18 protein-coding genes are annotated in these 20,047 nt (G+C 58.8%); 10 read left to right on the forward strand and 8 right to left on the reverse strand.

Annotation, left to right across the window (positions count from 1 at the left end; all coding sequences use genetic code 11):
- Positions 1-565: 565 nt before the first annotated feature.
- From AACH55_RS17545 to AACH55_RS17565, 5 genes are all read right to left on the reverse strand, one after another.
- The gene (locus tag AACH55_RS17545) at positions 566-1,528 is read right to left on the reverse strand and encodes a porin (protein ID WP_338715941.1); all 963 of its coding nucleotides are present in this window, start codon (positions 1,526-1,528) and stop codon (positions 566-568) included.
- A gap of 312 nt (positions 1,529-1,840) precedes the next feature.
- Positions 1,841-3,301, reverse strand: a complete 1,461-nt coding sequence (locus AACH55_RS17550; protein ID WP_338715942.1) for an aldehyde dehydrogenase family protein — start codon at positions 3,299-3,301, stop codon at positions 1,841-1,843.
- Positions 3,294-4,031: an SDR family oxidoreductase gene (locus tag AACH55_RS17555; protein ID WP_338715943.1), complete on the reverse strand. Its 738-nt coding sequence runs from the start codon at positions 4,029-4,031 to the stop codon at positions 3,294-3,296. The genes AACH55_RS17550 and AACH55_RS17555 overlap by 8 nt, the downstream gene beginning before the upstream one ends.
- 51 nt (positions 4,032-4,082) lie before the next feature.
- Complete coding sequence (locus AACH55_RS17560; RefSeq protein ID WP_338715944.1) at positions 4,083-5,348, reverse strand: aminotransferase class III-fold pyridoxal phosphate-dependent enzyme; 1,266 nt, start codon at positions 5,346-5,348, stop codon at positions 4,083-4,085.
- Positions 5,345-6,472, reverse strand: a complete 1,128-nt coding sequence (locus AACH55_RS17565) for a phosphotransferase (protein ID WP_338715945.1) — start codon at positions 6,470-6,472, stop codon at positions 5,345-5,347. Before AACH55_RS17565 ends, AACH55_RS17560 begins: the two co-directional genes overlap by 4 nt.
- 216 nt (positions 6,473-6,688) lie before the next feature.
- Here AACH55_RS17565 and AACH55_RS17570 point away from each other — a divergent pair, with 216 nt between their 5' ends.
- The 7 genes from AACH55_RS17570 (at position 6,689) to AACH55_RS17600 (ending at position 13,989) form a co-directional block, all read left to right on the forward strand.
- Positions 6,689-7,876, forward strand: coding sequence for an ABC transporter ATP-binding protein (locus tag AACH55_RS17570; RefSeq protein ID WP_338715946.1), 1,188 nt, complete (start codon positions 6,689-6,691; stop codon positions 7,874-7,876).
- Between the two features lie 67 nt (positions 7,877-7,943).
- A complete protein-coding gene (locus tag AACH55_RS17575) occupies positions 7,944-8,975 on the forward strand; it encodes an ABC transporter substrate-binding protein (protein ID WP_338715947.1) in 1,032 nt (343 codons plus the stop codon).
- Positions 8,976-9,053: 78 nt separating this feature from the next.
- Positions 9,054-10,328, forward strand: a complete 1,275-nt coding sequence (locus AACH55_RS17580) for an ABC transporter permease (RefSeq protein ID WP_338715948.1) — start codon at positions 9,054-9,056, stop codon at positions 10,326-10,328.
- A 21-nt stretch (positions 10,329-10,349) separates the two neighbouring features.
- Entirely contained in the window at positions 10,350-11,174 is an 825-nt protein-coding gene (locus AACH55_RS17585; protein ID WP_338715949.1) for an ABC transporter permease, read from the forward strand.
- Positions 11,175-11,360: 186 nt separating this feature from the next.
- Entirely contained in the window at positions 11,361-12,014 is a 654-nt protein-coding gene (locus tag AACH55_RS17590) for a GntR family transcriptional regulator (RefSeq protein ID WP_338715950.1), read from the forward strand.
- 491 nt (positions 12,015-12,505) lie between these two features.
- Complete coding sequence (locus AACH55_RS17595) at positions 12,506-12,886, forward strand: helix-turn-helix transcriptional regulator (protein ID WP_338715951.1); 381 nt, start codon at positions 12,506-12,508, stop codon at positions 12,884-12,886.
- Positions 12,887-13,035: 149 nt separating this feature from the next.
- Entirely contained in the window at positions 13,036-13,989 is a 954-nt protein-coding gene (locus tag AACH55_RS17600) for an aldo/keto reductase (RefSeq protein WP_338720334.1), read from the forward strand.
- 35 nt (positions 13,990-14,024) lie between these two features.
- Here AACH55_RS17600 and AACH55_RS17605 read toward each other — a convergent pair whose 3' ends face one another.
- Complete coding sequence (locus AACH55_RS17605) at positions 14,025-14,663, reverse strand: carbonic anhydrase (protein WP_338715952.1); 639 nt, start codon at positions 14,661-14,663, stop codon at positions 14,025-14,027.
- Between the two features lie 299 nt (positions 14,664-14,962).
- On the opposite strand from AACH55_RS17605, the gene AACH55_RS17610 reads away from it, so the two are divergent.
- The 3 genes from AACH55_RS17610 to AACH55_RS17620 are packed head-to-tail and all read left to right on the forward strand — an operon-like array spanning position 14,963 to position 16,687.
- On the forward strand, positions 14,963-15,631 hold the full coding sequence (locus tag AACH55_RS17610) for a CsgG/HfaB family protein (protein ID WP_338715954.1): 669 nt from the start codon (positions 14,963-14,965) through the stop codon (positions 15,629-15,631).
- A gap of 25 nt (positions 15,632-15,656) precedes the next feature.
- Positions 15,657-16,028 carry a DUF4810 domain-containing protein gene (locus AACH55_RS17615; RefSeq protein ID WP_338715955.1) on the forward strand — a complete coding sequence of 124 codons (372 nt, stop codon included), beginning with the start codon at positions 15,657-15,659 and terminating at the stop codon, positions 16,026-16,028.
- Positions 16,028-16,687, forward strand: a complete 660-nt coding sequence (locus tag AACH55_RS17620; RefSeq protein ID WP_338720336.1) for a DUF799 domain-containing protein — start codon at positions 16,028-16,030, stop codon at positions 16,685-16,687. Before AACH55_RS17615 ends, AACH55_RS17620 begins: the two co-directional genes overlap by 1 nt.
- A gap of 138 nt (positions 16,688-16,825) precedes the next feature.
- On the opposite strand, the gene AACH55_RS17625 is transcribed toward AACH55_RS17620, so the two are convergent.
- Both AACH55_RS17625 and AACH55_RS17630 read right to left on the reverse strand, forming a co-directional pair.
- The gene (locus tag AACH55_RS17625) at positions 16,826-18,154 is read right to left on the reverse strand and encodes a sigma-54 dependent transcriptional regulator (protein WP_338715956.1); all 1,329 of its coding nucleotides are present in this window, start codon (positions 18,152-18,154) and stop codon (positions 16,826-16,828) included.
- 4 nt (positions 18,155-18,158) lie between these two features.
- Positions 18,159-19,967 carry an ATP-binding protein gene (locus tag AACH55_RS17630; RefSeq protein WP_338715958.1) on the reverse strand — a complete coding sequence of 603 codons (1,809 nt, stop codon included), beginning with the start codon at positions 19,965-19,967 and terminating at the stop codon, positions 18,159-18,161.
- Between the last annotated feature and the right edge of the window lie 80 nt (positions 19,968-20,047).

Consider the following 20,047-nt stretch of genomic DNA (forward strand, 5'->3'; position numbering starts at 1 on the left):
TTGCTAAGTAAGGTCTGCCGCTAAGGATGCGTTTGCAAGGAACATTCTCGGCTTCCTACAAAGCGAAAGAAGAGGACTTGCCGCGATCCGGGTAGGTAGTGAACGATCCAAAGATTCCTGCAGCACGATCGTAGTCACCCATTCTTACTGTCTGTTCGCCCCGCATCTCGCTGCAGCTGGAATGAAATCAACTAGAACCCATTTCATCAATAGGCGTGAGATGCGTTCTGTCCAGAAAGGGCGCTGGCAAGGCGCGCGACGCGTCGTGTGGCGGTGCCACACGCAAGGAGCGCAACGCGGCCAGCGCCCTTTCTGGACAGAACCCGCAGGGAGCGGCCCGTTTGGGCGAATTGCTGCGTTACGAATTTGGGTCAAGACGCCCAGTCTTGACCCAAATTCGCGCCTTGCACTTCATCCCAAACGGGACTCGCTCGCACTCGCCTATTGATGAAATGGGTTCTAAAAGAAAATCCCAAAGATTGGGGCGCTCCCCAATCTTTGGAGGATGCTGCAAACGTGTACGCACTAACGAGGCCCATCCAGTTCAAAAGGTGCCATAGAGCATTTAGAACAAGTGCTTAATACCGGCGTTCATCTTCGTCGTCTTATTTCCGTTTTCATAGGCGTACGATGTGTACACGCTAGTCCGCTTGGAGATTTCGTAGTAGTAGCCGAGAGCGTATTGGTGAGCACTCATGCCCAATTTATTCTGTTGCGAGATAAAGTCTGCAATGAGCTTCCCCATGCCGATCGGAACACTGACACCAACAACTTCGTTTCGGCGATCATAGGTGCGAATATTATTTGCGTCTGTCTGGTCGACAGATGCTGCTGCATGCACGGTCAGAATCCCGAAGTCATAAGAGCCACCAAAAATCGTTGTCTTTGCGTAGCCGCTACCAGCCGCATCCTTCACCTGGTGGTGCGTAATAGCCGCAACAACAGGTCCAGCCTTGTATGCGAGCGAACCTCCAAGCTGCGCATTAGTGGCGATGCTTCCCGCAGTTTCACCCATTCCATAGGTCACAATGCCCTCCATTCCGTGCGAAGAAAAGCTGTAGTTCACGGCATTGCTCATGCGAATATCGATATCTTGAAATACGTTGGCGCCAAGCCAGTAACTGGCATCGCCTGCCATACCAATACCGAATGGCTCGATATCGCCCAGCGTAATATATGCTGGAATCCACTGGCGGCCGAGCTTGACCGAGCCAAATCCACCATTGATCCCTATCCAAGACTGACGTCCAAAGAGCCGTCCGCCTTGACCCAGCGCACCGGTATCAGAACTGAAGCCAGTTTCGAGGCGAAACTCGGCAGATAACCCACCACCCAAATCTTCGGTACCTTTAAAACCGATACGCGAACCGTACCAATTGCCACTATCCATGCTAATAGTGCTCTTTGTCGTGGATGATTTGGTGTAACCGATTCCTGTATCCATGAGGCCATAAACTGTCACGCTAGACTGCGCCGAAGCTGCTCCGGAGGACACCAGCAGTGCCAATGCCAAAGTGCTTTTCTTCATATTCTCTCCCAGTTTGACTAGAACCCATTTCATCAATAGGCGTGAGATGCGTTCTAGATCTTCTTTTGATCCGTAAATTCATTCGCGAGGTGCTCGTGGTATTTCATATTGGCTGGCTATGGTGTTAATGCATATTTCCTCCTTGAAAAGTGCGAGGCGGAATTACGCCGCGATAGGATGACGTCGGTCATAACATGGGGATGCCGGATGCCACGTGCGTTTCTCTGTTGGATGAGGAAATACTGGTCTGCGCGTCAGATCGAAAGATTTCACCCACTCCAATGAGAACGCAAGATCGCGAGTTCAGGGGCTTCAGGCCATCGTGTAGGACGTCTTCACGGTCGTGAAGAATTCGCGTGCATAAGTACCCTGTTCCCGTGGGCCGTAGCTCGAGCCTTTGCGTCCACCGAACGGCACGTGATAGTCCACACCTGCCGTGGGCAGGTTCACCATCACCATACCGGCCTGCACGTGATGCTTGAAATGGACGGCGTATTTCAAATTGGTCGTGGCAATACCTGCTGATAGGCCAAACTCGTTGTCATTAGCCGTGTCCAGGGCCTCCTCATAGTTCTTGACACGGATGACGCTGGCGACCGGTCCAAAGATCTCTTCTTTGTTAATACGCATGGTCCGTGCGCTCTCACTGAACAGCGCTGGCGACATGTAGAAACCTTCGGTGCACAGTTTCAGGCGCTCTCCGCCGGCGGCCAAAGTGGCGCCTTCACTCTTGCCAATGGCAACGTAGGCCAAATCCTGTTCGAGCTGGTTTTGACTGGAAACTGGGCCGATATCCGTGTCGTGCCCCAGTGCATCACCCACCTTGATCCTGGCCATGCGCAACTTCATCGCTTCGATGAACTTGGGATAGATACCTTCTGTGACGATCAGGCGACTGGAAGCCGTACAGCGTTGGCCCGTCGAGTAGAAGGCGCTCTGTACGCTCAACTCAACAGCTCGGTTCAAGTCTGCGTCGTCCAGAACGACCTGCGGGTTTTTACCACCCATCTCCAATTGCACCTTCTTGCCGGACTTCACGCATTCCAGTGCAATGGCACGGCCGACGTCAGTCGAGCCAGTGAAGCTGATGGCATGAATGCCGGGATGTTGGACCAGTGCATTTCCAATAACCCGCCCGCGCCCCATGACCAGGTTGAATACGCCCGCCGGTATCCCCGAACGACTGATGATCTCGGTCAGCGCCCAAGCACTAGCTGGCACAAGGTCGGCGGGCTTGAACACCACGCAGTTGCCGAAGGCAAGCGCAGGTGCAATCTTCCAGGCAGGAATGGCGATGGGGAAGTTCCAAGGGGTGATGAGACCCACGACACCGACGGGTTCGCGAGTGATTTCTACTCCAACGCCGGGACGTACTGATGGCAGAGTCTCACCAGCCAGGCGCAAGCACTCGCCCGCGAAAAACTTGAAGATCTGGCCAGCGCGAGTGACCTCGCCAATGCCCTCAGGCATGGTTTTACCTTCTTCGCGGGCTAGCAGAGCACCTAACTCTTTCTTGCGAGCTAGGATCTCTGTGCCAATCTTGTCCAGCGCATCGGAGCGGGCTTGTACGCTACCGGTGGCCCACGCGGGGAAGGCGGCAGTGGCAGCTGCCACTGCCGCATCGATGTGCGATGCATCACCTTGTGTAAATTGGCCGACGACGTCGAACAGGTTGCTGGGGTTGACATTGGCGCTGTAGCTTGCGCCGGGTAGCCATTCGCCGTTGATCAGGTTGTCGTGTTGCTGAGACACCTTGGAGAGCAATTTAGACATGCTGCGCTCCATTGATTGGGATCTCGGCGCCGCTGATGTACGCAGCACCTGCCGTGCACAGGAAGTAGATTGTGGCGGCCACTTCCTCAGGCTTGCCAAGGCGCTTGAGAGGAATATCCCGCTCGACGATCTCGGCTGTGCCTGGAGACAGAATGGAAGTATCGATTTCTCCGGGGGCGATGGCATTGACGCGCACGCCGTACGGTCCGAATTCATGCGCCATTTCACGGGTGAGCGCCAGCAGCGCGGCCTTAGACGCGGCATAAGCCGGACCAGCGAACGGGTGAACGCGAGAGCCGACGATAGAGGTGACATTGACCACGATGCCTTGCGCCGCCCGCAACTCGTCGAAAAGACCTCGTGCAATCAATGCTGTGGAGAACAGATTCACGTTGAAGACCTGCAACCAAGTGCTGTAGTCAGTCGTCAGAATGCCCATGCGGGCGCCCCCCGGCAGCTTGGGGGAAATCCCAGCATTGTTGACGATCGCGTCCACATGTCCGCTCTCCAGACGGCTTTGGATTTCCTTGATGTTTCGATCAACGCTATCGATGTCAGCCAGGTCGAGCTGGATGTGGTTATCGCGGCCTTCGGGCCAAGGGCAGTTGGCATCGAAGGGTTGGCGTGAAACAGTTAACACGCGCCACCCTGCGGCACTGAAATGCTTTACGGTGGCGTGGCCGATTCCCCGGCTTGCGCCAGTGAGCAACATGGTTTTGCGAGCGGTCATAGTGACTCCTTGATAAAAGTTTCTGCGATGGATGGAGAGAGAAGGGGGGTGTCAACCTTGCTTGAGAATGCTGTCCAAGGCATCCAGTAGTTGATCTGCGTGTTCTTGTTTGAAGGTCAGCGGAGGGCGAATCTTCAGGACATTACCGTGCGGGCCGCTGGTGTTGAGCAACACACCGCGTTGTCGCAATCCGTTGCACACTCGAGTCGCCAGTGCGGCAGAGGGAGTCTTGGATCCCTCTACGAGATCGACGCCCACGTACAGACCCTGGCCTCGCACATCGCCGATGACAGAATGGTGACCAGCCAAGTTGCGTAATCCAGCAAGCAGATGTGCGCCGACACCAGCGGCACTGGCAAGCAAGTCTTCTTCCTTTATGACCTGCAACACAGCCTGACCAACGGCGACGGAAACTGTGTTGCCCCCGAAGGTGTTGAAGTAGCGACGTCCGCGGCCGAAGGGCTCGGCCCAGCGCGATTGAAGAACCAGACCGGCGATTGGATGGCCCGCGCCCATCGGCTTGCCCAAGCTGACCATGTCTGGCACCAGCTCGTCTTCGCGCTGGAAGGCCCACCAACCCTGGCCTGTTCGAGCGAAGCCACCTTGTACCTCGTCTGCAATGAACAAGCCGCCTGCCTCGCGAATTGCGGCGGCGCCGGCTGTCAACACGCGTTCGGCTTCTGGAAAGATGCCGTCGCTGGCAAACACCGTGTCCACCATCAATGCGGCCGGCTCGAGACCTGCTGCACGCAGGCTTTCCACGGCGGCGCGGATGTCGCTCGCAAAGCGTTCGGCCACGTCTTCACCTTCTTCACTGCGATAGGTGTCGGGCGCTCGCACCTTGCGCACGTGTGCGCCCACCGGCTGCAGCGACGGGGAAAGGTCCGCCAGAGCCACGGTGACGCCGTGGTAGGCGTTCTCTGTGACGATGAGACCGCGTCGCCCTGTCACATCGTGTGCAATACGCAGGGCTAAGTCGTTTGCCTCGCTACCAGTGCACGTGAGCATCACAGTGTCCAGTGGTTCAGGAAAGAGGGCCGCCAGAGACTCTGCATAGGCCACAACGTCTTCGTGAAGATAGCGAGTGTGCGTATTCAGAATGTTTGCTTGGCGTGCCAGGGCGTCCACCACCCGCGGGTGGCAATGTCCTACGGAAGGAACATTGTTGTAGCAATCGAGGAATGCCTTGCCCTGGGCGTCGTATAGCCAGACATCTTTACCACGGACGGGCGACAAGGGTTCTTCATAGAACAGGCGGTAGGCCGGGCCCAGAACGCGCTGACGGCGTGTCAGAAGGGGATCGAGATGTGTGGTCATGGGCGCGAAGCGTTAGAGGTTGATAGGGATGCGAGGCGCGCAGCGTCGCGGCCATGCCTGGACTGCTGACGCCAAACAGGTTCGAGCTCGGATAACAATCGGCGTGCCTGAGGGTTGTGACGCAAGATGTAGCTGCGGTTCTCAGGGAACTGGGATGCCCGCCATTCGGTGATGACCAACCGCTGCACAATCCGCGCGAGAACCAAGTCCAGCAGGTGTTCTCGTTCGACGTCCTGCAGCGGGGTGACCAACTCGAAGCCTTCCGTGACGTCATGCAGGGCCTGCAGCGGGATTGGAGCATCAGCCATCTGGTAAGAAGCGGCGATGGCCAAATCGCACACCAGCGGTGCGTGTGTCATGTCGCCGAAGTCCAGCACGCCTGCCACTAGGGTGGGGTCACTCTCTTTCACCACGAAATTGCTCTGGCTCAGGTCGTTATGGATCGGTTGGCACCGCACATTCGCTAGCGCGGGGCGGATGGATTGTGCGAATACATCAATGAAGCGGTCGGCGTTCTCGCGCAGCGACACGTCGTCAATGTGAATCACATGGGACTTGAGCAGATTTAGGTGCATCACGTCCCACAGGAAGACCCTGTCGATACCCGGGTGCACGAAGTCAGATACCGCATCATCGAACACCGCAAGCGTATGACCGAGTGCAAGGCGCAATGCTGAAGACGCCGGCGCACGTGCGGCGGGGTTGCCCTCTAGAAAACTATATGCCCGCGCTCGGTACACGCCTCCGTCCTGGCCGCGTACCTCGACCCAATCCGCGCCGCTGAGGGCAGGGACATGGTGTGGCGTGAAATCTCGTGCGCCGCGCCCAAGTAGATGTCGCAGCAGGGAGATCTGAAAATCGGTTTCGACAGCCGACTCGGCCGCATTAATGAACTTGAGGACCACGCGGCTTCCGGTGGGTGAGCGCAATAAGAAATTGCTGTCGCGCTCACCGCTCAGGCGGCTCACTGGCGCAGAGAAGCCAAATTGCTGGGTCGCCACCGCCAGGGCCAACGCTTGGTCAATGGGAGGTGGCGCGGTGCTGAGCAATCCGCCTGCGGTGGTAGTCGCAAGGGATGTCTGCGCATCCAGTAGAACGGGTTCAGATAGAAGGGAGATGGTCATGGGCTGGCGAAGTGTCAAATTCAATATGATGCATCATAAATCAGAAGATGCAATGGCACAGCAACTTTTGTGCCAATTTAATTAACTAAAATTTTTTGGTGACATTCGGCTCAGCAAGGAGGGTCATGCTTAACATTAGTGCATAAAAACTGATAAATCGCCAAATGAGTGCGCCGTCGCTATTGATGAGTGCGCCGGCGAACAGGACAAATGCACTTGGGTTTGGAAAAGGCTGGCACGGATGCTGCTATCCAGATGATGCATCATCATCTGATAATTTGTCGAAAGTTCACCCGTTACAAGAGGTTTTCAATGACTCACGCTCCGGTATACGTACGTTTCAAGGGAATCCAGAAAAGCTATGACGACGAGCATTTCGTGGTTCGTGATTTGAATCTGGATATCTATAAGGGCGAGTTTCTGACCCTGCTCGGCCCCTCGGGGTCGGGGAAGACCACCAGCCTGATGATGCTGGCTGGCTTCGAGCAGCCCTCATCCGGCGAGATTTTGGTGAACAACAAGCCGATACACACGCTGCCGCCGCACCAGCGAAACATCGGAATGGTTTTCCAGAACTACGCGCTTTTCCCCCACATGACTGTGGCGCAGAACTTGGCTTTCCCACTGAGTGTGCGACGCCTGTCGCACAGCGACGTGAAAGAGAAAGTGGCGCGGGCGCTGGACATGGTGCGTTTGGCTCATGTGGCCGAGCGCTATCCCGCGCAGCTGTCAGGTGGTCAGCAGCAACGCATTGCGCTGGCCAGGGCGTTGGTTTTCGAGCCCAAGTTGGTGCTGATGGATGAACCCCTGGGAGCGCTCGACAAGCAATTGCGCGAGCAGATGCAGCTGGAGATTCGCCGCCTGCACCGCGATCTGGGCCTGACGGTGGTATTCGTCACACATGATCAATCGGAGGCGCTGACCATGTCGGACCGTGTGGCCGTCTTCAATGACGGCGTGATTCAGCAAATTGACGCCCCTCAGGCGCTCTACGAGCGGCCGTCCAATGCATTCGTCGCGCAGTTCGTTGGCGAGAACAATGTGCTCAAAGGTGTGGTGGAGCGTCGCGAAACCGATTGGTCCGACGTGCGCCTTCCGAGCGGCTCGTTGCTTAGCACCCGTACTACGCCAGCTACGCCCAAGCTCGGAGAGCAGGCCCTGGTGTCGGTACGCCCAGAGCGGGTCGAGATCAATACCTCTGCGTTGGACGCCCAGTTGCCGGCCCGCATCGTCCAGCTGATTTACTTGGGTGACCACGTGCGTGCTCAGTTGGCCTTGGATGATGGTGGTGAGTTCGCTGCCAGGATCCCAGCGTCGCAGATGCGCTCCGAATGGGCCGCTGGTACCAACGTGACGGTGTCCTGGCGCCACCAGGATGCCAGTGCACTCGACTGTAATTCCTGACCTTGTTCTTGCAGGTTCTCGCTCGCCGTTCTCGTTTTCTTTTTACCTCAACCTCTGGAGTCCCCACATGTTGCTCAAGAAACTCACCGTTCTCTCCCTGGCCTCTACCGTGCTGCTCGCCCACGCGGCCGAACCCGTGACCGTCATTTCCTTCGGCGGTCTGAACAAGCAAGCGCAAGAGAAGGCCTTCTATCGCCCCTTCGAGAAGTCCGGTCTGGGCAGCGTTCGCGCAGCCGAATACAACGGTGAAATGGCCAAGGTCAAGGCTATGGCTGAAACTGGAAAGGTCAGCTGGGATGTGGTAGAGGTGGAAAGCCCTGACTTGATTCGCGGCTGTAATGAAGGCCTCTTTGAGTCGCTGGATTGGAGCAAGATCGGTGACAAGAGCCAATTCCTGCCCTCGGCAGTCAGCGAATGTGGCGTGGGCATTTTTATCTGGTCCACTGTATTGGCTTACGACAGCAATAAGTTGTCCAAGGCCCCGACTAGCTGGGCTGACTTCTGGGACACTAAGACATTCCCAGGAAAGCGCGCCCTGCGCAAGACGGCCAAGTTCACTCTGGAATTCGCCCTGCTGGCTGATGGCGTCAAGCGTGAAGATGTCTACAAAGTTCTCGCTACCCCGGCCGGTGTGGACCGCGCGTTCCGTAAGCTCGACCAACTCAAGCCCAACATCCAGTGGTGGGAAGCTGGCGCGCAGCCTCTTCAATGGCTCGTGTCTGGTGACGTGGTAATGACGTCGGCCTACAACGGTCGGGTAACCGCCGCACAAGGCGAGGGCCACAAGCTCAATATTGTGTGGACCGACAGCCTGTACGACATGGACAGTTGGGCTATCGTCAAGGGTTCTCCCAACAAGGACCAGAGCATGAAGTTCATCGCATTTGCCAGCAAGCCAGAAAGCCAGAAGGCATTTGCAGAGACCATTCCCTACGGCACGACCAACAAGCGCGCCTCTGCCATGATTGACCCGAAGGCGTTGCAGAACCTGCCGACCGCGCCGGATAACCTGCACGCGGCGCTGAGCGTGAACACGCAGTTCTGGATCGACAACGGTGAGCAATTGGAGCAGCGCTTCAACGCTTGGGCCGCAAAGTAAATCCACTGGCGGTGCGGGACGTTCTTTGTCCGCACACCGCACTGTATTCCCTGAATGTCTTTTTGATGAGTCCACTCCATGTCGTCCTCCAGCCCCACTGCAACACTGGCCGCCTCTGAGGCGAAGCCCATTGTCTCCAGGCCGCCTCTGCGGACACGCCTCAGCAAGCATCGCATCAGCTGGCTGTTGCTGCTGCCCGTACTGCTGTTCCTGCTGACCTGTTTCGTCTGGCCGATCGCCACGGTGCTTTGGCGCAGTGTGGAGAACCCAGAGGTCAGGCGAGCGCTGCCTGAGACACTCGCGACTCTCAAGTCCTGGAATGGGCGTGAGCTGCCCGACGAGGCCAGCTACCGTGCTCTGGCCGAGGACCTGCGGACGGCACGTGATCGTGGAGCGGGTCTGGTACCCACGCTGGGGAAGCGACTAGGCTACGACGACGCTGCGCTGTCCAGTCTGCCATCCGTCACCTTGTCAGCGTTGCGCAAAATCCCTGTCGACGGCACATCCTCAATGCGTGACCAGCTCGTCGAGGCCGTCCCCTTATGGGGGCAAGTGTCTACTTGGAAGACGGTCGTACGTGCAGGCACGCCACTGACGTCGCACTATCAATGGGCGGCGATTGATCGTCGGGTGGATCCGATTACGGGCGAAGTGGTCAAGCGGCCAGCCGAGCAGGCGCTGTACGTAGACGTGATGCTGCGCACGCTTTGGATTTCGGCCATGGTGACGCTGGGATGTGTGTTGTTAGGCTACCCACTGGCTTACTGGCTGTCCCGCCAGCCCACCAGTCGCGCTAACTTACTGATGCTGATGGTGCTGCTGCCATTCTGGACGTCGCTGCTTGTGCGTACTGCCGGCTGGATAGTTTTGCTGCAGTCGGCGGGGATTCTGAACAGAGCGCTCATCTGGATGGGCCTGATCGACAAGCCGCTGGAGCTCGTATTCAATCGTACCGGCGTCTATATCGCCATGACTCACATTCTTTTGCCTTTCATCATCCTACCTCTCTACGCAGTGATGAAGGGTATCTCCGGGCACTATGTGCGAGCGGCGATCTCGTTGGGCGCCCATCCAATCGAGGCATTCTGGCGTGTCTATGTACCACAGACCTATAGCGGTTTGACCGCCGGCGCATTGCTGGTGTTCATCATGGCGATTGGCTACTACATTACGCCAGCCCTTCTGGGTGGGCCGGACGACCAGATGGCCAGTTACTTCGTCGCCTACTACACCAATAGCACTATCAACTGGGGCATGGCCGCAGCGCTGGGCAGTCAGTTGTTGATAGTCGTGCTGCTGCTCTACGTCATTTATGCACGTGCCACCCGTCCGACAGCTGTGAAGCCCGCTTAAATTGCCAGCTAGGAGAATTTTATGCAGAAAACCTATTCCTCCAATGGATCATTGCTTTGGCGCTGGGCCTTTGGACTCTTTTGCAGCGCATTGCTGGTCTATCTGATCCTGCCCATTTTGGTCATGGTGCCGCTCTCGTTCAACGAAGGTTCGTTCTTAAGCTATCCGATCAGCGGCTTTTCTCTGCGCTGGTACAAGGCCTTCCTAGACTCACAAGATTGGATCGACGCGCTGCGCAATAGTCTGATTGTTGCGCCAGCGGCGACGATTCTGGCGACATTGCTAGGCACATTGGCGGCCATGGGCCTGTCTCGGGGAGAATTCCCAGGCAAGGCCTTAGTCATGGCATTGATTATCTCGCCCATGGTGGTGCCGCTGGTTATCGTGGCTGTGGGCATGTACTTCTTCTTTGCACGGATGGACCTCGTCAACACCTATAGTGGCATGATTCTCGCCCATACTGCATTAGGCCTGCCTTTCGTCGTCACCACGGTGAGTGCCACCTTGCAGGGATACGACAGCAACCTGTCACGCGCCGCGGCCAGTCTGGGTGCCTCCCCTATGCTGACCTTTCGGAGAGTTACGCTGCCGCTGATTGGGCCCGGCGTGGCGGCAGGCGCATTGCTTGCTTTTGCTACCTCTTTCGATGAAGTAGTGGTGACACTCTTCCTTGCAGGCCCCACGCAGCGGACCTTGCCGATTCAGATGTTTGGCGGCATTAAGGAAAACCTGGACCCCACCATCGCAGCCGCTGCAACGTTGCTGATTGGATCGGCGTTAGCCCTGCTGATTGTGATGGAGTGGGTGCGTCGCCGTAGTGAGCGGATGCGCGGCAACGGTCACTGAAACATGGTTGGCATCCATTGAATCTAGCCGCTCATGTTGAGTGCATAAAGACTCGAGGATGTTGAACCCACTCTCGAGTCTTGGAAAGACTAGTCCTACGGGCCATATAGCAGGACAGCGGTGTACAATTCTCACCCGGGACCAAATAAATGGATTACGGTGTACAACTTGCTGGAAACCGAAGATATGGAAGACGATCTGAGCCGTGGAGGCAAGATCTACACGAGGCTGTCTGAGTCGCTCATCCGGGGGCAACTCAGGCCGGATGACCGACTCAAGATTCGTGAGCTGGCCGATTCAATGGGAACTAGCGTCACGCCGGTGCGCGATGCAATCCAACAACTCGTCCAGCAAGGCGCATTGGTTATGCGCAGCCCACGCGACATTCGGGTTCGCAGGATTGGCCGTGCCGAGTACATGGAGATTCGTGACATCCGCGTTGAACTCGAGGGCATGGCCGCCGCCGCAGCAACCTCCAAAGCGACCAGCGAGGACATCGAACGACTTCGCGATTTAATGGGTAAGAACGAACGTGCGCTCCGGGAGGAACGTTTCGTAGATGCTGTCCAGTTAAATCAAGCTTTCCATTTCGAATATTGTCGCATCGCGGGCATGCCGACGCTGCTGGAAATTCTCAGTGGGCTGTGGCTCAAGATGGGGCCGTTAATCGCACAGTCATATGAGGCGGGTGGGCGCGACATGGTGGATCACCACTACCCCCTTATCGAGGCCTTCTTGCAGAAAGATCCGCGCGCCGCGCGCATTGCAGTGCAAACGGACATCATATCCGGAGGCAAGGTCATTCTTGACCGTTTGAGCGGTGACGGCGAAAGCACTTAATCCCTCTTTCCTATTGATTTGCTCGCAGATATGACCCTTTCTATTTGACCCACCTTCCATTGCCTGCTGAAGGCAGCTACGCGGTCATACGACCCTTCATATCCCAGCTCTCTTAAGTCTAGGAACATCTGTTTCAGGGTCTTTCTTTGCTTGCGAGATTTGACCGTCTCTGCGCTTAACCAAGCGGAAAGTCTGGGGGCAGGTCAATACCTTTGCTAGGAGCCAAAAAGAAATAGGGCCGGCTGATATCCAGCAATGCAGAATGCCAAGGAATAAATGGCTTAAGCAAAGCAGATGGAACACCGGCAACACTCCAGGAAGGATGAGTAATTAATATGACGAGATATTAAATCGCTAGGGGCAGGTATCCCAGCTGCGATATCGGTGCAAAGGAAGTTCGCGGATACTATTGCAAATAGACCAATGAAGTTAACTTTTTGACTTTATGCGTCCTGTTATATTTTGCGCCGTCGCTAGACCATGTGCATATCGTGAAACGTGCACATGAAAAGAACATCTCTTCAAAAACAGCCAGTATCAGCTGCCAAGATCTTGGGTCAAAATCTTCGTCGCTTCGAAAGGCCAACTCCATTACTCAATCTCCACTCGCCGCTGCATTAGGGTTGGAAGTTGAAACGATCTCCCGATATGTGCGCGGACTGCGCAATCTAAGCTTGGAACAGATAGAAGCGATAGCAAAAATCCTTGACGTTGCCACTTGGAAACTACTCGTCCCAAATAACGATCAGAAGGCTCTTACAAGGCTGATTTCCGCAGATAAACTTACAGCGCTTTCCTCTACCGATCTAGATACGCTTATGTCCTTAATCGGCGTTTACGTTTCAGCGCATGCTCTATCACCTCGTTCATAGAAATGCATTAGTTTCGGTGAAGAAAGATCTATGGGCAGAGATCGTAGGCGAATTTTGGAACAGATAGAAATAGGCTGCGTGCGTAATATTTTGAAAAAAATGCTACGGTAGTGTGGACACTCATCAAGAAGTCCAAAGCCGCTTACAGACTGATTTTCAGACATGTCCATAGGCTCCCCACTAATCCTTGCTGTTCGCAGCGCGACGACGCCGAATCGCTGGCCACCATCGACCGCGCCCTGGAGCTGGGCATCAACCTGCTCGACACGGCCGACATGTACGGTCCCTACACCAATGAAGAACTGCTCGGCCGCGCCATCAAGGGACGCCGCGACAAGTTCTTCATCGCTACCAAGTTCGGTATGCGGCGCGACCCGTCCAATCCGGATGCGCGCGGCGTGGATGGTAGCCCGGCCTACATCCGCCAGGCGGTGGAAGGCAGCCTCAAACGCCTGGGGATCGAGACCATCGATCTCTACTACCAGCACCGCATCGACCCGGCCACGCCCATCGAGGCCACCATGGGCGTGCTGGCCGACCTGGTACGGGCCGGAAAGATCCGCTACATCGGGCTGTCGGAAGCCTCGGCGGCCACGCTGCAGCGCGCACACCGGGTGCATCCGGTGACGGCCCTGCAGAGCGAATATTCCTTGTGGACGCGCGATCCGGAAGCCGACGTGCTGGCGACCTGCCGTGCGCTGGGCATCGGCTTCGTGGCCTACAGCCCCTTGGGCCGGGGCTTTCTGACCGGCACCATCCAGCGCTTTGAAGACCTGGCCGAGGACGATTTCCGCCGCACCAATCCGCGCTTCCAGGGCGAGAATTTCGCCCGCAATCTGCGGCTGGTGGAGCAAGTGAAGGAAATGGCAGCCCGGCATGGCTGCACGCCGGGCCAGCTGGCGCTGGCCTGGGTGATGGCCCAGGACCCGCACATCGTGCCGATCCCGGGCACCAAGCGCCGCCGTTATCTGGAAGAAAATGCGGGCGCCACCGCAGTGAAGCTTTCTTCCGAAAATCTGCTGGCGCTGGAAGCGGTCTTCCCGCGCGGGGCAGCCGCCGGTGAGCGCTACACCGCAGCCAGCATGAGGATGCTCAGCCTCTGAGTGCTCAGCCTCCGAGCAAGCTGGCGGGCGGCGGATCAGGCGTCGCTGCGGGCCGCCGGGTGCTGCGCCAGCGGCACGAAGGTATTGGTGGCCGTATCGTGCGCCAGGATGGAACCGCTCTCGATGTCATAGACCCAGCCATGCAGCCCCAGCCGTCCCTGCGCCAGCGCCACGGCCACCGAGGGATGGGTGCGGATGTTGTTGAGCTGGGCAATCACGTTCTCACGCACCATGCCATCGATACGGTCCTTCTCGGTCTCGTGATGGCGCGACTCGTTGATCATGCGGGCGGCATCGGTGTAATGCAGCCAGTTGCGCACGGCCGGCATGTGATCCAGGCAGGCACAAGTCGCAACCGCCGTCATGGCGCCGCAATCGGAGTGGCCGCAGATGACGATATCGGACACCTTCAGCTGCGCCACCGCATATTCCACCGTCGCACTCACGCCGCCCGGCTCCGGACCGAAGGACGGCACGATATTGCCGGCATTGCGGATGACGAACAGGTCGCCCGGTTCGCGCTGGGTCACCAGCTCGGGCACCATGCGGCTGTCGGAACAGGAGATGAACAGGGTCGTGGGCGTCTGCCCGTTGGCCAGGCTCTTGAACAGTTCTTTACGGGAGGGAAAGACCTCCTGCTGGAAACGCAGGAAGCCGTTGATGATGTCGCGCATGGGGGGATGGCCTTGATTCTTAATGAAGATAGACGCCAGGCGTCGGCGCGAGGCGGATGATATCACCTGCAAACCGGCCGCCCTCCGGCAAGTCGTTATAAGCGTAATAACGAATTACCGCTCTCCGTTAAATTTCATCAAGAAATAGGGATTTTTGTACCGCTACAACTCTTGCTCCCTGATAAAATTGCCGCCTCGAAACTTGTCTGGCGCAATGCCCGGCACTTTCGAGAGCATCAGCCTATATCGAAGGGCATCTGGATTGCCCTTGTCGACATCAACAATTCGGGGAAACAACTATGTTTAGCAGGTATTTCACGGCTGTGGCTGCGGTTGCCATGGCGACGGCGCTCGGGGGTTGCGCCACGGAAAATTCACGCAGTCTGCCAGTGGCTCAGGTGGCCAGTGCGCAGCAGCCATATCAAGGGGCACGCAGCCCGATCGCCGTCGGCAAGTTCGACAACCGTTCCAGCTATCTGCGCGGCATCTTCTCGGACGGCGTGGACCGGCTGGGCGGCCAGGCCAAGACCATCCTGATCACGCATCTGCAGCAGAGCAATCGCTTCTCCGTCATGGACCGCGACAACATGGGCGAACTTGCCCAGGAAGCCAAGCTGAACAAGCAGGCCCAATCCCTCAAGGGTGCCAACTACGTCGTCACCGGCGACGTCACCGAGTTCGGCCGCAAGGAGACCGGCGACCGCCAGCTGTTCGGCATCCTCGGTCGCGGCAAATCGCAGGTGGCCTATGCCAAGGTGGCCCTGAACATCGTGGATGTGAACACCTCGCAGGTGGTGTACTCGTCGCAAGGCGCGGGGGAATACAGTCTGGACAACCGTGAGATCGTCGGTTTCGGCGGTACCGCCAGCTATGACTCCACGCTCAATGGCAAGGTGCTGGACCTGGCCATCCGTGAAGCCGTGCAGAACCTCGTGGCCGGTATCGATTCCGGCGCATGGAAGCCCTGATCCCTCTACACGAACGAGAACGCCCATGATGAACAAGAAACTCGCTGCCGGGTTCGCCCTCGGCCTGGCGCTGGCCCTCTCCGGCTGTGCCAATCAGCAGCAGAAATCCCTCTATGGCTGGGGCAATTACCAGGACCAGCTGTACGAACACTTCAAGACCGAAGGCAACGGCAATGCCGCCGAGATCGCCGCGCTCGAAGAAAACCTGCAGAAGATGCGCTCCAACAACGACGCCGTACCCCCTGGCTACCACGCCCATCTGGGCCTGCTGTACGCCTCCATCGGCAAGGAAGACCAGCTGATCCAGGAACTGCAGACCGAGAAGTCGCTGTTCCCGGAATCCGCACCCTACATGGACTTCCTGATGCGCAACTACAAGAAGGGATTGAGCAAATGATGCTGAACAAATTCAAGGCGCTTGGCGCCGTACTGCTGGCGCTGCTGGCTTCGGGCTGCGCCACCCAGCAAAAGCCGTATGACTATGCCGAGTTCAAGGCCGCGCGTCCGGCCTCGATCCTGGTGCTGCCGCCGATGAACAGCTCTTCCGAGGTCATCGCGCCCTACGGCATGCTGGCGCAGGCCACCCAGCCGCTGGCCGAATCGGGCTACTACGTGATCCCGGTCTCGCTGGCAAACGAGACCTTCAAGCAGAACGGCCTGACCAACGCCGCCGACATCCACGAGGTGCCGGTCAAGAAGCTGCGTGACATTTTCGGTGCCGACGCCGCGCTGTACATCAACGTGACCGACTATGGCACTTCCTACAAGGTGGTCCAGAGTGATACGGTGGTGGCGGCCGATGCCAAGCTGGTCGACCTGCGCTCGGGCAAGACCTTGTGGCAGGGTTCGGCGCGCGCCTCCAGTGCCGAACAGCGTCAGAACCAGAACAATGGTCTGGTGGGCATCCTGCTCTCGGCCGTGGTCAACCAGATCATCAGCACCACCACCGACGCCAGCTACAAGATGGCCAGCGTGACCAGCAACCGCCTGCTGCGTGCCGGCGGCAACAACGGCCTGCTGTACGGTCCGCGTTCGCCGCAATACCAGAAGGACTGAGCAGGTCCGCTTCGCAGTGCTCGCCTGCGCAAGCGCTGCCGAATCGCACAACGCCGCTACGGATCATCACCGCAGCGGCGTTTTTTTCATCTGCGCACAGGCTCGCCTGAAGAAAAGACCCGCACGTGCGGCCAGCGATCAAGTACCGGCCAACTGATATTTGCGGATCTTGTCGTAGAGCGTCTTCTTCGGAATGCCCAGCCGTTCGGCTGCCTGTGCCACGCTGCCTTCGCTGTCCTTCAATGCGGCTGCAATCAGGCCTGCCTCGAACTGTTCCACCTGCTCCGGCAGCGATGCCGACATCGCTGCGGCCGGCACGGCGGCAATCTGCTCCACCCCCAGCACCCAGCGGTCGGCGAAGTTGCGCAGTTCGCGCACATTGCCCGGCCAGTCCCGCTGCTGCCACTGCTGCATCTGCGCTGCCGTCCATGCCGGCACGTCGCGCCGGTAACGCACGGCGGCGGCCTGGCAGAAATGCGCCAGCAGCAAAGGAATATCGCTGCTGCGCTGGTTCAGTGACGGCAGATCGATGGAGACCACGCCGATGCGGTAATACAGGTCTTCCCGGAATTGGCCCTCGGCCGAGAGCTTGAGCAGGTCAGCCTTGCTGGCCGCCACCACGCGGCAATCGATCGCCACCGATTCGTTGCCACCCAGCCGCTCCAGGCGCCGCTCCTGCAATACGCGCAGGAGCTTCACCTGCAGGGCCAGTGGCATGCTCTCGATTTCATCGAGGAAGAGCGTGCCACCGTGCGCGTATTCCAGCTTGCCGATGCGGCGCTTCTGCGCGCCCGTGAAAGCGCCGGCCTCATGACCGAAGATCTCGCTTTCGAACACCGTTTCCGGCAAGGCCCCGCAATTGAGGGCCACGAACGGCCCCTTGCGGCCGCTGGCGGCGTGCAGCTGGCGTGCCACCACTTCCTTGCCGCTGCCGGTCTGGCCATTGATGAGCACGTCCACGTCGGCCGGCCCCAGGCTGCGGATGAGCGTGCGCACCCGCTCGATGGCCGGCGACTGGCCCACCAGTGGCGGCAGTTCCGGGTCCTGCGCCCAGGCTTCGCGCAGGCGGCGGTTTTCCAGTACCAGGCTGCGCTTTTCCTGGGCGCGCAGGGCGATGTCGAGCAGGCTGTCCGAGCCAAAGGGCTTCTCCACGAAATCGTAAGCACCCGCGCGCATGGCTTCCACCGCCATGCCGACGTCGCCGTGGCCGGTGACCACGATCACCGGCAAATCCGCATCGATGCCCACCACATGGGCCAGCACCTGCAAGCCGGACCAGCCGGGCAGGCGCACGTCGGTCACCAGCACGCCCGGGAAATCGCGCGTGAGCAGCGGCAAGGCTTCTTCCGCGCTGGCGCAGGCAGTCACCGTAAAGCCTTCCAGCTCCAGCGCCTGGGCGGTGGCGCGGCGGACCGCCTGTTCGTCCTCGATCAGGATGGCGCTGAGGGTCGTGGCTGGTTTGTCCATCACATCAGTTCTCCGTCTTTTGCAGCGGCAGGCGCACCACGAATTCCGCGCCGCCTTGTTCATGATTATGTGCGCTCAGATGACCATTCATGGCCTGTACGATGGACGAGGAAATCGCCAGCCCCAGTCCCAGCCCCTTGCTCGACGCCTTGGTCGTGAAGAAGGGTTCGAACAGGTGCGGCGCCACCTCGTCGGCAATGCCGGCGCCGGAATCGCGGATACGCAACACCGCCTGCTGGCGCTGCGCATCGACCTCCAGCCTCACGCAGACGCGCTGCTGCGGCGCCTCTTCCACCGCATCCAGGGCATTGCGCAAGAGATTGACGATGACCTGCTCGGTGCGCACCGCGTCGCCCGTCACCTGCACGGCCAGCGGCATGTCGATGCTGACCTCCACGCCCTGCTTCTGGAAGTCGCTGGCGAGCAGCCGCACCGAGGCTTCCACCGCCTGGCGCAGATCGACCGTGGCCACGGCCTCGCGGCTCTTGCGTGCAAATCCCTTGAGCTGGCCGATGATCTTGCCCATGCTGGCGCTGGCGTGGCTGATGTGTTCCAGGTTCTGGGCGACCTGCTCGGTCTGGCCGCGTGCCAGAAACTTCACCGAATTGTCGGCAAAGGCGCGGATGGCTGCCAGCGGCTGGTTCAGTTCATGGGTCATACCGGCGGCCATCTGGCCCAGCATGGCCAGCTTGCCCGCTTGCACCAGTTCGTCCTGGGTGGTGCGTAAGAGGCTTTCGGTCTGCTGCAGCTTGGCGTATTTCGCGGCGATGGCCTGGTTGGCGGCCGTCAGTTCCTCGGTGCGCTGGGCGATTTTCTGATCCAGTTCCTCGGCGGCGCGGCGCAAGGCAGTGCGCGAGGCCAGCCGCTCCTGCAGGCGGCGACGGTGCTGATACCAGGCCAGCAGCGAAATGGCCAGCGCCAGCATGAACAGCGCCGCCGCCATCGCCCACAACATGGCCGTGCGCTGCATGCGCGCCTGCGAAGGAAACAGCATCAACTGCCATCCCAGCCGCCCCACCGGTCGCGACACATGGGTGCCGAAGCCGCGCTGCAAAGCGGGCGGCAAGGTGGATACCGGTGTGATGGGCCGGTCCGCATACTGATGGGTTCCCTCCAGCTCACGCTGTACGGGCGCGCTCAGGGCTTGCAGGCTGTGGTACTTCCATTCGGGACGATTGCTGAGGAAGACCACCCCGCCCGCATCGGTGAGCGTGATGGGATCGCTGCTGCTGCGCCAGGTATGTTCGAACTCGGCCAGGTCCACCTTGACCACCATCACGCCAATGGGCAGATCGCCCTCGGCCTGATCCTGGCGACGATAGATGGGCTGGGCGATGAAGTAGCCGGGTTCGCTGGAGATATTGCCGATGCCGTAGAAGCGCCCTGCCCGCCCCTGGATGGCCTCGCGGAAATACGGCCGGAAACCGAAATCGCGGCCGACATAGCTGAATTCCTCATCCCAGTTGCTGGACGCCAGCGTCACTCCGTGACGGTTCAACATGAAGATATTGACCGCGCGCGACTGCTGCTGGATGGTCTTGAACGCCCGGTTGAGGCGGTCCACCGACAGGGCATCCTCGGGATGCTGCAAGACCTGGCGCACGTCCGACTGGAAGCCCAAGGCGAAGGGCAAGGCTTCATATTTCTGCAGGATCGATTCCAGGTCCAGCGCGGCGATCTGCAGTTGCGCGGCGGCCTGGTTCTGCTGGTCGCTCTCGGCCCGGCCCAGCGCCACGCGATAGGTCGTCCCGCACACCAGCAGGGTGGCGGCCAGGAACAGGGTCAGGATCAGCAGGTTTCGTCGTGCGCGCATGAAGAGAAAGGTCGAAAACAGCGCGGCGCCCCGCAGGGCGCCGCGTTGAAGGCCTCATGATAACGCGCCGCGCGCCCGGG

This window comes from Herbaspirillum sp. DW155 (genome assembly GCF_037076565.1).
In the GTDB taxonomy this organism is placed as follows: Bacteria; Pseudomonadota; Gammaproteobacteria; order Burkholderiales; family Burkholderiaceae_D; genus Herbaspirillum.